This is a genomic window from Aeromonas sp. PI_26 (assembly GCF_027854445.1).
GTDB classification, from domain to species: Bacteria; Pseudomonadota; Gammaproteobacteria; order Enterobacterales; family Aeromonadaceae; genus Aeromonas; species Aeromonas veronii.
Genome location: NZ_JAJNOE010000001.1, coordinates 475,624 through 489,472, shown reverse-complemented (window position 1 = coordinate 489,472; position 13,849 = coordinate 475,624). Strand labels below are relative to the sequence as shown.

13 protein-coding genes and 1 riboswitch are annotated in these 13,849 nt (G+C 56.3%); of the genes, 11 read left to right on the top strand and 2 right to left on the bottom strand.

All coding sequences use genetic code 11. The features are described from left to right. Window positions 1-43 precede the first annotated feature (43 nt). The 6 genes from LRL22_RS02180 (at window position 44) to LRL22_RS02155 (ending at window position 7,160) form a co-directional block, all read left to right on the top strand. Window positions 44-724 carry an ABC transporter ATP-binding protein gene (locus tag LRL22_RS02180; RefSeq protein WP_270904604.1) on the top strand — a complete coding sequence of 227 codons (681 nt, stop codon included), beginning with the start codon at window positions 44-46 and terminating at the stop codon, window positions 722-724. 30 nt (window positions 725-754) lie between these two features. Further along, a complete protein-coding gene (locus tag LRL22_RS02175; protein ID WP_270904603.1) occupies window positions 755-3,178 on the top strand; it encodes an FtsX-like permease family protein in 2,424 nt (807 codons plus the stop codon). A 185-nt stretch (window positions 3,179-3,363) separates the two neighbouring features. Continuing rightward, entirely contained in the window at window positions 3,364-4,416 is a 1,053-nt protein-coding gene (locus LRL22_RS02170; RefSeq protein WP_270904638.1) for a lipocalin-like domain-containing protein, read from the top strand. Window positions 4,417-4,889: 473 nt separating this feature from the next. Then, the gene (gene kwaA / locus LRL22_RS02165) at window positions 4,890-5,477 is read left to right on the top strand and encodes an anti-phage protein KwaA (protein WP_080768593.1); all 588 of its coding nucleotides are present in this window, start codon (window positions 4,890-4,892) and stop codon (window positions 5,475-5,477) included. Further along, window positions 5,474-6,463 (top strand): anti-phage protein KwaB, encoded by a 990-nt coding sequence (gene kwaB, locus LRL22_RS02160; RefSeq protein ID WP_042080437.1) that lies wholly within the window; start codon window positions 5,474-5,476, stop codon window positions 6,461-6,463. Before kwaA ends, kwaB begins: the two co-directional genes overlap by 4 nt. 157 nt (window positions 6,464-6,620) lie before the next feature. Then, window positions 6,621-7,160, top strand: coding sequence for a hypothetical protein (locus LRL22_RS02155; protein WP_236294038.1), 540 nt, complete (start codon window positions 6,621-6,623; stop codon window positions 7,158-7,160). A gap of 225 nt (window positions 7,161-7,385) precedes the next feature. Here the strand turns inward: LRL22_RS02155 and LRL22_RS02150 are convergent, their stop codons facing one another. Continuing rightward, window positions 7,386-8,177: an alpha/beta fold hydrolase gene (locus LRL22_RS02150; protein WP_236294039.1), complete on the bottom strand. Its 792-nt coding sequence runs from the start codon at window positions 8,175-8,177 to the stop codon at window positions 7,386-7,388. A 118-nt stretch (window positions 8,178-8,295) separates the two neighbouring features. On the opposite strand from LRL22_RS02150, the gene LRL22_RS02145 reads away from it, so the two are divergent. From LRL22_RS02145 to LRL22_RS02135, 3 genes are read left to right on the top strand one after another with little or no spacing between them, the layout of a single operon-like run. Continuing rightward, entirely contained in the window at window positions 8,296-8,679 is a 384-nt protein-coding gene (locus LRL22_RS02145; protein WP_005333730.1) for an MmcQ/YjbR family DNA-binding protein, read from the top strand. Continuing rightward, a complete protein-coding gene (locus LRL22_RS02140; RefSeq protein ID WP_160880323.1) occupies window positions 8,676-9,164 on the top strand; it encodes a GNAT family N-acetyltransferase in 489 nt (162 codons plus the stop codon). The genes LRL22_RS02145 and LRL22_RS02140 overlap by 4 nt, the downstream gene beginning before the upstream one ends. A 57-nt stretch (window positions 9,165-9,221) precedes the next feature. Further along, the gene (locus LRL22_RS02135; RefSeq protein WP_005333735.1) at window positions 9,222-9,557 is read left to right on the top strand and encodes a DUF3802 family protein; all 336 of its coding nucleotides are present in this window, start codon (window positions 9,222-9,224) and stop codon (window positions 9,555-9,557) included. Window positions 9,558-9,818: 261 nt separating this feature from the next. On the opposite strand, the gene msrA is transcribed toward LRL22_RS02135, so the two are convergent. Next, complete coding sequence (gene msrA, locus LRL22_RS02130) at window positions 9,819-10,451, bottom strand: peptide-methionine (S)-S-oxide reductase MsrA (protein WP_005352745.1); 633 nt, start codon at window positions 10,449-10,451, stop codon at window positions 9,819-9,821. Window positions 10,452-10,719: 268 nt separating this feature from the next. Between msrA and argA the strand changes: the two genes are divergently transcribed. Further along, entirely contained in the window at window positions 10,720-12,048 is a 1,329-nt protein-coding gene (gene argA / locus LRL22_RS02125; RefSeq protein WP_270904602.1) for an amino-acid N-acetyltransferase, read from the top strand. 107 nt (window positions 12,049-12,155) lie between these two features. Further along, a riboswitch (Lysine riboswitch) is annotated at window positions 12,156-12,379 on the top strand. A 90-nt stretch (window positions 12,380-12,469) separates the two neighbouring features. Beyond that, the gene (lysC, locus tag LRL22_RS02120; protein WP_019446161.1) at window positions 12,470-13,822 is read left to right on the top strand and encodes a lysine-sensitive aspartokinase 3; all 1,353 of its coding nucleotides are present in this window, start codon (window positions 12,470-12,472) and stop codon (window positions 13,820-13,822) included. Window positions 13,823-13,849 lie beyond the last annotated feature (27 nt).

Genomic DNA, 13,849 nt, shown 5'->3' with positions numbered 1-13,849 from the left:
TACCAAGCATGATGAAAGCCATTGACCATCAAACGGTTATCCCATGCTGACCCTGCGCAACCTCTGCAAGAGCTTCGATAACGGCAGTGAACGACTGCCGCTGTTCCACCATCTCGATCTCGCCCTCCCCGCTGGTGAGATCACCCTGCTGCTGGGCCAAAGCGGCTGCGGCAAGTCCACCCTGCTCAATCTGATCGCCGGGCTGATTGCACCGGATGAAGGGGAGATCTGGCTGGGGAAGACCCGGATCGACACCCGCTCACCCGATGAGCGGGCGCGCCTGCGGGGCCGCCATTTCGGTATCGTCTATCAGGATTTCAACCTGTTGCCGACCCTCAACGTGGTCGAGAATCTGGCCCTGCCGCTCGCCATCAACGCTCTGCCACCGGATGAGACAAGGATTGACCAGTTGCTGCACCGGCTCGATATGAGCCACAAGCGCCATGCCTGGCCGGAGCAGCTCTCCGGCGGTCAGCGACAGCGGGTGGCGCTGGCCCGCGCCCTTATCCATCAACCCGGTTGGCTGCTCGCCGACGAACCCACCGGCAGCCTCGATGAGCATAATGCCGAACAGGTGATGGCGCTGATGGTGGCGGCGGTTCGCGATACCGGCGCAGGCTTGCTGCTGGTGAGCCACAACCCCGCCTATGCGGCCTTGGCCGACAGAGTGCTGCGCCTCGAAGGGGGGCAACTTATCGAGCTCAAGGGGCCCCGCCATGACTAAGCGGCGACTGCGCCTGCCGGAGTCACGCTGATGCTGCCACTTAAAGCGCTGCTGCGCCTCTATCGCAGCCACCCTTGGTTGCTGCTGATGAGTCTGGCCGGGCTGGTATTGGGAGTGTCGCTGGTGGTGGCCATCGAGCTGCTCAATCACAGCGCCCGCACCAATTTTGTCGCCGCCCGCAGCCAACTGGCAGGGGAAGCCAACTACCGGCTGGCCCCCGCTGGCGGGCTGGATGAGCAGCTTTACGTGCAGCTGGTGACCAGCCAGCCCGCCTTGGATGCCATGCCCCAGCTCCATGGCTGGCTCAAAGATGAAGAGGGGCGCAGCTTTCAACTGCTGGGAATGGATCTCTTCAACCCCGGCCCCCTGCGCCAGCTGTTTGGCGCCCAACCCGCGAGCGAGCCCGACTTTTCCCTCAACCATGCCGACAGCATCTGGCTGGCGGCCCCCGAAGCGGAGCGCCTTGGCTGGCAAGCGGGCCAGAGCCGCCGTTTTGTGCTGAGCGGCAGCGATGGCGCCAGCGCCCTAACCCTGACGCTGGTGGGCACGTTTGAACCGGGCGCCGTGCCCATGGAGCGGCTGCTGATAACCGATATCGGCCTCGCCCAGCCGTTGCTGGATAAAGCGGGTCGGCTCGATCGCATCGTCTTCAAGCTAAGCGACGCCGAGGCTCGCACCCTGCAAGCCACCCTGCAAACCGATTACCCCAACCAGCCCTTGTGGCTTGAGCCCATCAGCCCGGCGCTCGATGCCAGCCAGCTTGGCGATGCGCTGGCCCTTAACCTGACGGCGCTGTCATTGCTCGCCATGGCGGTGGGATTGTTTCTGGTGTTCAACGCCCAGCGATTTGTCCAGAGCGTGCGTCGCCCCCAGCTGGCCCAGTTGATCATTCTGGGGATGGGGCCGAGCCGGGTGCTGCGCTGGCTCATTCTGGAGCTACTTATTCTCGCCACCATCGGCACCCTGCTCGGGGTGCTGCTCGGCAGCCTGTTGGCGCTGGCGCTGATGGGGCAACTGACCCAGGCGCTGGCCGATCTCTATGGGCCCAACCCCATCGATCTGCTTCGCCTCTCCCCTGTGAGCCTGCTCAAGGCGCTGTTGATCGGGCTGTTCGGCACGCTGGCCGCTAACCTGCCCGGCTGGTGGCAACTGCTGCGCCAATCCCCTCTCGAACTGCGTGCCGGGAGCAGCCGCCCTCCCGTGCACCCGTGGCGGCGGCGCGTGCTGGCCATCGCCATCTTGCTGCTGTGCGCTCTGTGCCTGTGGTTGCCGCAAACGGGTCTGACCGGCGCCCTCTTTATCGCCGGCGGCTGGCTGCTGGCTATGGCACTCTGGCTGCCCGATGCCCTGCGCGGCCTGCTTGGCTGGCTGCGACGGCGCGCGGGCGGCCCCCTCACCGCCCGGCTCGGGGTGGCCGAGACCCTCTATCACCTCGATCGCACCGCCATCGCGGTGATGGCGTTGCAGCTCGCCATCGCAGCGGCCATCGGCATCGGGGTCATGGTGTCAAGCTTTCGCTCCAGCGTGGAGATCTGGCTCGGCCAGCGTCTGGCCGCCGATCTCTATGTCACCGCCCCCAAGGGGGTGGCGGGCAACAAGGGCACCTTGAGCGACACAACCCTTAAGACCCTGCTCGCCAACCCGCTGGTGAGCGCCGCCTCGCGCCGCTCGGTTCACCCCGCCCGCTGGCAGGGGCAGCCCATCGAGTGGGCGCAGATGGACTTTATCCCCCAGCTTAAAGCGGCCTATCCGCTGCTGGCCGGACGCTGGCCGACCCACCCCGACGAAGTGCTGGCGAGCGAACCGCTGACGGTACGCCTCGGGGTCAAGGTGGGCCAGCAGCTGGCGATCAGCGGCGAGCAGGGGCCACGGCAGTTCACCGTCACCGGCGTCTATCAGGACTACGGCAGCGACAAGGGGCAGCTCCTGCATGCGTTCGAGGCGGGGGCGGTGCAATCCCTCGCCCTCTTTAGCGACGACCCCGAGCAGCTGGCCGACCGCCTGCGCGAGCGCTTTGGCGAGCAGCTCAATCTGCTCTCCGCCCCTGCCATCCACAGCGCGGCACTCAAGGTGTTTGACCAGACCTTTGTGGTGACCGAGCTATTGAAACTGCTGATCCTCGGCATCGCCTTTGTCGGCATTGGCTCGGCCTTTATGGTGCTGGGGCTGGCGCGCCGTGGCGAGCTGCAGATCTTGCAGAGTCTGGGCTTGAGCCCCCGCCACTGCCGCCAGCTGCTGGTGTGGCAAGGGGCGGGATTGGGGCTGCTCACCGCCCTGCTGGCCCTGCCGGTGGGGTATGGCCTCGCCTGGGTGCTGATCGAGGTGGTCAATCCCCGCGCCTTTGGCTGGCGTCTCGCCTTCGAGGCCGCCCCCCTTCATGCGGTCACCGCCCTTTTGCTGGCGCCGGTCTGTGGCGCACTGGCATCCTGGTATGCAGCAAGGAGAGTGGTATGACATATCGGTTAGCGCAGTGGCTCAGCCATGGCTTGAAGCTCCCATCGACCACTTCCCTCTCTCCGCCCCTTCTTCAGCGCAAAGAAGAGCAGAGTGCGGCATTGAACCATCCCCTCTCCCTTCGGGAGAGGGCCAGGGTGAGGGGGATCTTGTCCTCCTTACAGCTTCTGTGGCTCGCCACCCTCTTGCTCCCGCTGATTGCCATGATCGGCAGCGCGCAGGCCAGCGATCTGGGCGCCCTGCTCGGCGGTGGCAGCGACAGCTTTAAAAAGGTGCTGCCGGGGCAAACCATCCAGCTGCCGGAGGATCACGCGGCCCACCCCGATCACCGCTCCGAGTGGTGGTATCTCACCGGCAACCTCAAGGATGAACAGGGGCGCGAATATGGCATGCAGTGGACCCTGTTTAGGCAGGGTATCGAGCAAGAACTCCGCACCAGCAACCCCTGGCTCACCCCCCAGCTCTGGCTGGCCCAGTTTGCCATCACGGATCTCGACCGTGGCAGCCACCAGCAAGATGAACGGGCCAGTCGGCAGGGACCGGGACTGGCGGGGGCCAGCGGCGGCCAATATTGGCTCAGGGAGTGGCGGCTTGCCTCGCAAGGGGCGGCGCTCTTCCCCGCCACCCTCAAGGTGCAGAGCAAGATTGGCGAGCTGAACCTCACCGTCACTGCCGCCAAGCCGCTGGTGCTGCAAGGCAAGGCCGGTTACAGCGAGAAGAGCCCGGGCAACGCCTCCTTTTACTACTCCTACCCGCGCCTGCAGCTGAGCGGCACCCTGACTCGTGATGGCGAGACCCGCACCGTCAGCGGACAAGGGTGGTTTGATCACGAGTGGAGCAGTTCGGTATTGGCCGAGTGGCAATCGGGCTGGGACTGGTTTTCGCTGCAACTGGCCGATGGCCGCGAGCTGATGCTGTTTCGCCTGCGCACCAAGCCGGGCCGCGCTAATCCCGAAAACCAGCCAGAAAACCGCTACGGTATTTTGATTGAGCGGGATGGCAGCAGCCGGGTGCTCGCCCCCGACGCGATTCACCTTACGCCGGGCAACACCTGGCGCGGCCCCAAGGGGCAGAATTACCCCGTTGAGTGGCAGCTAAACGCCGCCGGAATGAGCCTCACCATCAAAGCCCGTCAGCCCAATCAGGCCATGACAGGTCGCTTTGACTACTGGGAGGGTGCGGTCTCTGTCTCGGGGGATGCCAAGGGGGTCGGCTATCTGGAGATGACCGGCTACTGAACACCCTCGACAAACGTGGCCGGTCTGCTCGATGACCTAAAAACAAATCGCCCTTATAACAGGGCATCACTGTGATATTGCCCAGACACTTCTGTCACTTGGCGCCAGTCGTCGAGGATGCCTTATCTGTTTATTTAGTGAACTCACCTCACCCACTCAACCCGCTGCCAACTTGGCTCAAGTCTGATCCTCGTCAAAAAACCTTTCAAAATCCGAGCGATATCTAACTTTTCACTCAATTAAATTGGTCGCTGTTTGATATATTGCCCATGCGGCACCCGCAGCCCCAAAAGCAACCGAGGTCAGCCCATGATTTACCCATTTTCAATCTGGTTAAAAGCAGCACTCAGGGAACTGTAACCCCGTGCGGTAGCTATCCTATCACTGACAGGCAAGAATGAATTCTAATAAAATTAAAAACTATGGGCGCTCCATATCGGTGCAATGGTTAATATTATCCTATGGTGTTATCAATGAAACTTGATGAGACATTGAAGAAATTTGAGCTCTATATAGTATCGCTATGGTTATTATTTTTTCTAATTATTGTCGTTACTGCAGACATCCCTATATGTTATGGAGAAAACTGTAATTTCATTGGCTTTAGTTCACTCTTATCAAGAAACATCATTCCCTTACTCTCATTATTATTTTTATTGATTGGTGTTTTTTCATACTTAAGGTTTGACTATAGAGTTTCTGGCAGCAAGAAAATACCTTCAAGAATAGATAAAATAGAAGATCTTAATTATGAGCACTTAACATTTCTCACAACATATATTATCCCATTGATTTGTTTTAACTTATCCAGTGCTAGATATGTTTTTGCCTTAGTATTTTTATTAGTCATCATTGGAATAATATATGTAAAAACAGATAAGTTTTATGCCAACCCAACTTTAGCTGTTTTGGGTTATAGATTATACAAAGTAACAATAACATCCCGCACAGAAGCGAGAGAGAATGTTGTATTAATAACAAAAGAAAGACTAACTAAAAACGATCAAATAAGAATTATAGATCTCGATGAAAATGTTTGTTTTGCAAGGAAAATAATATGACAACAATAGAAACTCTTAAACAAGGAATTTCCTCCATCATCAGTGCAAATGGATGTTCAGCAGAATTTTTCTTCTTGTTTGACGATAAGAATGGCATGAGAATCAAATCCGTCGATATAAATGGGTTTGATCACGATGAATTAGAAAAGATTTTCATAAAATCAATTACTGACACATTACTTTTAAATGATGACTTAACACTTATTTCACTGTCAAGTGCAGATGATCGTAAAAATGCAGTGTATCATTATGATTTGGATGACGTGCCAGTTAGTCTTACGTATTTAAAAGAAATAATTAAGAATGACAAAATAGATGGTTTTAAGTTAGCTGATGATGACTTATCAACACTAGAAGGAATATTGATCCTTATTGGAAATCAAGACTTTCAGTTTGCTTTATATAAACATCAATATCCTGTAACCCTGATGAAGCCGGATAGTGGTTTCAGCTTGATGAAACCAAAGGGGAACAATAGATTCAAAAAGTTAGACACCGACATACTAAAGATAAGTTCTAAATTTGAGTTCATTCAGTACAATAACGAGTATTACATTTTTGATATTAAAGCACTAGAAAGATTCTTCGGCTTTCATGATGCTGTAAGAAACATTGCAGTAAAGGGTGTTGAAAACATAAAGAAAACAGCAATCGTGGTGAATTGTGATGTTTTTAGTTCTCGACTAGATGACATATCTTTCGCAAGAAAGTTAGTAAAGTCCGCTAACAATTCACCTGTTTTAAATGTGATCCCAAACGAACAAATAATTAACTTTACTCAAAACCACCCTGCATTAAAAGGCAAGTTCAAATACAGCAAAGACAAACTTCAAATTAATTTAAAAACCAAAAAATCACAAGATTTGTTTTTGAAATTGCTGAATGATGACTTTCTTCAGTCAGAGTTAACCAAGAAGTATTACGATAGCATTGCAAAGGATAGTGTAGATATAACCGAGACCCAAGTAGAGTTAGCCTTAGGTTAGAAAAAAAATAATACATCCACTACTTTTCTGTATGATGCCTCCTTGCTTTAGATAAAAGCAAAACCTTATCGGAAATCGAAACAACATACATTATTTAATCAAGACAAAACCTTAAATTAAATGTAAATCCCCATTTAACATATGGAAGTATTATCAAATGAATAAGTTACTATTAACAATTGCAATTTCATTCATAAGTTACGCACATGCCGGTAATGAATTAGTGGAAAAGGCCACTGTTTTGGATGTTATAAAAAAATATTCAGAAACGGTGGCATGCTCGACAAATTTTGAAGAAAATGAATCCTTGGAATCATTTCTTAAAAATGTTTACACTATAGACAGAGACCCTGACACAGGAGCTTCAACTTACTATATTTTATGGGAAGGTGATATGGGTTGCCCTGGAGGTTCAGGCACATACTCCTATTATATTAGTGAAGTAAGCCGTCACTCAGACACCAGACCTTTCTTAGTTCAAAATGATGACGCATTTGGTAATGATGTAGCTAAAAAAGTGAATCCAAGATTCATAGAGAATCTAAAGAAAATTGATTCAAATAAATTCACTATTGTATCGTCAGAGTTCGCAGAGAATGATAGCAACAACTTCCCTAGCATAAAATATGAGTATACTATTCAACGTAAAGAGCAATGGTCACCTTGGTTGGTAACCACAAAAAAACTCATACAATAAGCATATTAATTTATAACTAATACCCCCGACAATGTTTACTCTATCGGGGGTTTATTTATCTCACAACTAACGCCACCAAAAAATCTGTGATATGGAATGCTTGTATGCAGAACCTATCTCATCTAATAGATGTTGCGACTACTCCCTCCGAGGATATTCAGCTAAACCTTCAGCGAGCAATCGATATATAATCGATTTTGTTTGGGAAGAGCTAAGGCTGAGAGATTATGTCCTCCCGCTCCCCAGCGATTGAATAAATGCCAGGGTACGACGATTAAACTGCTCCGGCTGCTCCACATTGCAGACATGGCCACACTGTTCGATCACCGCCAGTGAGGAGCTGGCATCGCGGGCCACCTGTTCGCGCACTGGCGCCAGAAACATATGATCCTCCTCCCCCATCACATAGAGGGTGGGAATGGGCAGGGAGCGTTCGCGGAAATAGCGCATCAGCGGGTTAACCTCGGTGGCGAGGCGGAACCAGCGTTTGAACTCTTTCTGGCAGAGCTTGCGGGCTTCGCGCACAAAGAGGTTGCGCGACTCCTGATGGTGCTGGCGCGGCATGATGATGAAGGCAAACAGCCGGTAGAGCCACATATAGGGGAGGAAGTGCTGGCCGAGTCGGCCCAGCTGTACCAGCACCCGCGAACGGATATCGAGCCGCAAGATAGCGCCCCCCAGTACCATGCTTTTCACCCGCTCCGGGCAGAGCTCGGCCAGATGGCGAATAAGGATGGTGCCAAGGGAGATGCCGACAAAGTGGGCGCGGCGGATATCGAGATGATCGAGCAGCCGAACGATATCTTCGGTCACTTCCCGAAAGCTGTAGTGGCCCTTGACCACCTGTTGCAGCTGGTGGGACTGGCCGTGGCCGCGCAAGTCCAGCAGCAGCACGTTGAAGTGCTCGCGATAGGCGCGCAGCTGCTTGAACCAGATGGAGGAGCTGCCACCGGCGCCGTGGACAAACACCACCCAATCCCGCTCGGGACCCAGTTCGAAAGTCTTGTGATACAACATCCAATAGGCTCCCTTGGTGATGGGGGGTATACTCGGCTGCGCGCATATTAACAGAACAGGCCCGCCGATAGATATGCGCCTGACATGACCCGGATCACCCCTTGCGCGAGAACTTTCCATGGATTTGACCCGTTTGCGCCACTTTCTGCTGACCCTGCCGGGCGCCACCGAAGATACCCCGTTTGGCCCGGAGATCCTGGTCTATCGCATCGCGGGCAAGATGTTCGCGCTGGTGGATTGGCAGGCCGAGCCGCTTACCATCAACCTCAAATGCGAGCCCGAGCTGGCGTTGCTGCTGCGCGAGATCCACCCCGAGGTCAAACCGGGCTGGCATATGAACAAGCAACACTGGAACACAGTGACCCTGAACAGCACCTTGCCAGATGATCTGTGGCAGGGCTGGGTGCACCACTCCTATGAGCGGGTTGTCGCGGGTCTGCCCAAAGCCAAACGGCCACAGGCGCCGCGCCCCCTCTCCCCCACTGACGACCCAACCTTATGACGCCAGCACTTAGTCCAGCACTGCGTATTGTCCCCCTTGGCGAGGCACATATCCCCGCCCTCGTAACCCTGTTTGAGCAGGCGGTGCGACGCAGCGGCCCCGAGCACTACAGCGCCGAACAGGTGGAGCAGTGGGCCCTCGGTTCACAACATCCGGGCTTTGTCAGTCAGCTGCGCGAGCACCACGGCTGGGTGGCGGAGCAGGCAAATGTGCCCCTCGGTTTTGTCACTCTGAGCCCCGATGGCCACCTCAGTCTGCTCTATGTCAGCGCCGACCATCAGCGCCAGGGACTGGGCAATCTGCTGCTCACCACGGCGCTCGCAGGGGCCCGAGGGCTCGGTCTGACGCTCATCACCACCGAGGCCAGCGCCTTCAGTTATGAGCTATTTTTACGACATGGCTTTACGTTGACCGGGCTGGAGTGCGTGGAGCGGGGCGGAGTCAGTTTTACTCGCCATCGCCTGCACTGCTGCTTGCCAAGCTAGGGCAAGCCACTAAAATACGCTTAATTTTCGTATTGTTACTGTATTGAGGCAGCAACCATGGTGGTAGAAAGTGAAGGCTATATCTCGCTGATCGAGTATCTGGTGGAGAGTTTGGGATTGTTTGAATCCCAGCAGCAGAACGATGGTGAAGAGACCATCGAAGATCTGGTCAGTGGCCGTGTTGCCAGCAACCTGATGGCCATTTGCGAGCAAAACCCCCAGCTCGATCCCAAGGTGCGTTTCGCTATCATGCAGGAGGCCGACGCCGTGGTCGCCGATCTGGAAGAGGTACTCTCCGCCGTCTGGCTGCGCGCCCCGACCCCGGAACAGAAAACCTTCCTCATCGAGTTTATCGATCTCATCAAGAACCTGTTCGACAGCGCCATCGGCTGATCTGCCGTCCGGCTCTCCCGCCCAACGCAAGATTTCAAAGCAGCAGATAAGGAAAAGGGCCGCCTTGGTGGGCAGCCCTGCTTGCTATCATTTTCAACCCGCCAGTGCGTTCATTCATCAGGCGGTTATCAAGGCAAGAAATGTGTCTGGACTTTGCATCCGATCCCTGGACGCTACCTAGTTAGTCCCGACTGGTCGCAATAAGTTCCCTCCTCCGACCATTTATTTTCACTTTTATTAAGAAATCGACTACAAACCTGTTCAGCGGTTCAGGCTGGGAGGTAAACAGACTCCAATGCCACCCAATCCGCAGTAACCATCCGGATTTTTCTCCAGATATTGCTGATGGTAATCCTCGGCGTAGTAGAAGGGCGCCAGCGGCAGAATGCGGGTGGTAATGGCACGACTGTCGCCGCTTGCCGCCATCGCCTGCTGGTAGGCCGCCATGCTCTGCTGGGCAATGATCTGCTGACTCTCGTCGCCATAGAAGATCACCGAGCGATACTGGGTACCAATGTCCCCGCCCTGACGCATCCCCTGCGCCGGATCGTGCTGCTCCCAGAACAGTCTGAGCAGGTCGCCGTAGCTGATCACCGCCGGATCAAACACCACCTGCACCGTCTCGGCATGACCGGTCAGGCCGCTGCACACCTCTTTGTAGGTGGGATTCTGGGTCACGCCGCCCTGATAACCTGCCGCGGTGGAGTAGACGCCCGGCTGCTGCCAGAACAGGCGCTCCACGCCCCAGAAGCAACCCATGCCAAACCAGGCGATCTCCATGTTCTCGGGCCAGGGACCCTGGGTCGGGTTGCCGTTCACCGCATGCTGCTGACCAATCACCATCGCTTCGCGTCGTCCCGGCAGGGCATCTGCCGGTGAAATAATCTGTTCCATGAATTCTGTCCTTGTATAAAACCCTGTGAAATCACACAGCTGACGAAAAGGAGCATCGAAGATAGCAGTTTATCGCGCCGGATCAACCGGCGGGCCCCTCCCCGCTCGCTCCGGCGGCCGTCTGCGCTTCCTGCCACCTGTTCCCAATCCGCACGGCCAAGCCGCGCCTCATAGACCAGAAACGGCAAAAATCAATATTTAGTCTTGATTTGTGAATTAATTTTCATATATTGAGCCAATAGCTGTTTTTTTATGGAAGAAATATCAAGTGCGTGAACGCGAACCCAGTCTGGTCAATGCCTTCCGGCAATCCACCCCCTATGTCAATGTCCATCGGGGTGCCACCTTTGTGCTGATGATGGGGGGAGAAGCCATCTGCCACCCCAACTTCGCCAATATCGTCAGCGATATCGCTCTGCTGCAGACACTGGGCATACGCCTGGTGCTGGTGTTTGGTTCACGTCCGCAAAACGATGAAGCGCTGGCCCGCGCCGGTATCGAGGCCCAGTATCACAAGCGGATCCGGGTCACCGATGACGAGAGTTTCACCATCATCAAACAGGTGTGTGGCGGCCTGCAATATGACATCACCGCCCAGCTCTCCATGGGGCTCGCCAACACCCCCATGCAGGGAGCGCGGATCAGCGTGGTGAGCGGCAACTTCGTCACTGCCCAGCCGCTGGGGGTGGATGATGGCATCGACTTTTGCCACAGCGGCCGAGTGCGCCGCATCGACGTCGAGGGGATAACCCGCCAGCTCGACCAGAAGAGTCTGGTGCTTATCTCCCCCATCGGCTGCTCGGTCACCGGTGAGAGCTTTAACCTGAGCTCCGAAGAGGTGGCCCGCCGGGTAGCGGTCGACCTCAAGGCGGACAAGCTAATCTGCTTCAGCAGCACCCAGGGGGTGATGGACAGACGCGGCGAGGCCATCTCCGAGCTCTTCCCCGAACAGGCCGAAGAGCTGCTGGTGGAGCTGGAGCAGGCGGGCGAAGAGATGTCCGGCACTGCCCGCTACCTGCGCGCGGCGATCGCATCCTGCCGCGGCGGCGTGCCCCGCTCCCATCTGGTGAGCTATCAGGATGATGGCGCCATGCTGCAGGAGCTGTTCAGTCGCGACGGCCTCGGCACCCAGATAGTGCGAGAAAGTGCCGAGCAGGCCCGCGCCGCTACCATCGAGGATATCGGCGGCATTCTTGATCTCATTCGCCCGCTGGAGGAGGAAGGCATTCTGGTGCGCCGCTCCCGCGAGCAGCTGGAGATGGAGATCGACAAGTTCACCATCATCGAGCGCGATGGCCTCATCATCGGCTGCGCGGCCCTCTACTGCTTTATGGAAGAGGCGATGGCGGAAATGGCCTGCGTCGCCATTCACCCCGACTATCGCAACTCCAACCGGGGTGATCAGCTGGTGGCCAAGGTGGCCGAGCGCGCCAAGCGGCTTGGTATTCGCCGCCTGTTCGTGCTCACTACCCGCTCCATCCACTGGTTCCGGGAGCGGGGCTTTGATCCGCTGGAAGTGGAAGATCTGCCGGTGGCGCGTCAGCGTCTCTACAACTGGCAGCGCCGTTCCAAGGTTTTGTCAAAGACCATTACCTAAGTCATTGATCCTGTGTTGAGTTAGCTGACAATTTGAACTTTTTCACAAACTCGATTGACAGTGCAATCCAACGCAGGGTATTTCTAAATGCACTCCACCGCCCTGGTGGAGCCAGAAGAGGAGCGCTGCCCAGGCAGCCCAAGGGAGGACGCCAGCGTCCGGTGAACTTGGGTCAGGGGGAGCAGCGCCGAGACGAGTGAGGAGACTGGTAACCTCAACGTCGGCTGCGGGGGCTGAATCCCCCGGGTTGTCATCGGTAGTGATCATCCCCCACCGCGCCCTGTCAGGGGCGGTACGGGATGGGCTCTGCAGGTGGAGTGCTTCTGGCCGGGATAGCTTCGTTCATTCCTGCCATTTTCAGCCTCCTCCTCTCTTTTTTGCCCGATGGAACCGGAATCTTAAAATAAGACAGGAGTAAGCAATGAGCCCGATCAATGTCGCCAAGTTTGGCGGAACCAGTGTCGCCAACTTCCCGGCCATGAATCACTGCGCCGATATCGTGCTGGCCAATCCCGCCACCCGGGTGGTGGTGCTGAGCGCCAGCGCCGGTGTCACCAACCTGCTGGTCGCTCTGGCACAAGGGGAGCTGGACGAAGCGGGCCGCGACGAGCAGCTAGCCAAACTGGCCGGGATCCAGCAGGCCATTCTGACCGATCTCGGCAACCCCGTTGATGTGAGCGCCCTTATTCATGGTCAGCTGGACGAAATTCGCCTCATGGCCCAGCAAGCCCACCAGCATACCGATGCGGAGCTGGCCGATCGCCTCATCGCCTGCGGCGAGCTGATGTCTACCCGTCTCTTTACCGAGCTGTTGCGCCAGCGCGGCGTCAAGGCCCACTGGCAGGATGTGCGCCAGCTGATGCGCACCGACAGCCGCTTTGGCAAAGCCACCGTCGATCTGGCCACCACCCGCACTCTCTGCCAGCAGACACTGGGCCCGCAGCTTGGCGACAGCCTTATCATCACCCAGGGCTTTATCGGCGCCGATGGCGATGGGCGCACCACCACGCTGGGGCGCGGCGGCTCTGACTACAGTGCGGCCCTGCTCGCCGAAGCGCTCGATGCCGCCAGTATCGAGATCTGGACCGATGTGCCCGGCATCTACACCACGGATCCGCGCCTCGTCACCCGCGCCCGCCCGATCCCGGAAATCAGCTTTGTCGAAGCGGCCGAGATGGCCACCTTCGGCGCCAAGGTGCTGCACCCCGCCACATTGCAACCGGCGGTGCGCCAGAATATTCCGGTGTTTGTCGGCTCCGCCAAGGATCCTGCCGCCGGTGGTACCTGGATCCGCGCCAGCACAGATTCAAGCCCGCTGTTTCGCGCCGTCGCCCTGCGCCGCCAGCAAGTGCTGGTGACCCTGCACAGCCTCAACATGTTCCACGCCTACGGCTTCCTGGCCGAAGTGTTCGGCATTCTGGCCCGTCACCGTATCTCGGTCGACCTCATCACCACGTCGGAGGTGAGCGTGTCACTGACGCTGGATCACACCGGCAGCCAGAGTAACGGCGAACCGATCCTGAGCGACAAGGTACTGGCCGAGCTGGGCCAGCTTTGCAAGGTGGAGGTGGAAACCGGTCTGGCACTGGTGGCGCTCATCGGCAACCGGATGAGCGAAGTGAACGGGGTGGGCAGTCAGGTCTTTGACGCCCTGCGCGAGCACAACATCCGGATGATCTGCTATGGCGCCAGCGCCCACAACCTCTGCTTCCTGGTCAAGGAGAGCGAGGCGGGCAATATCGTCAACCGCCTCCATCAGGAGCTGCTGGACTGACCCTCACCGCGAGGTGAACCAGACCAT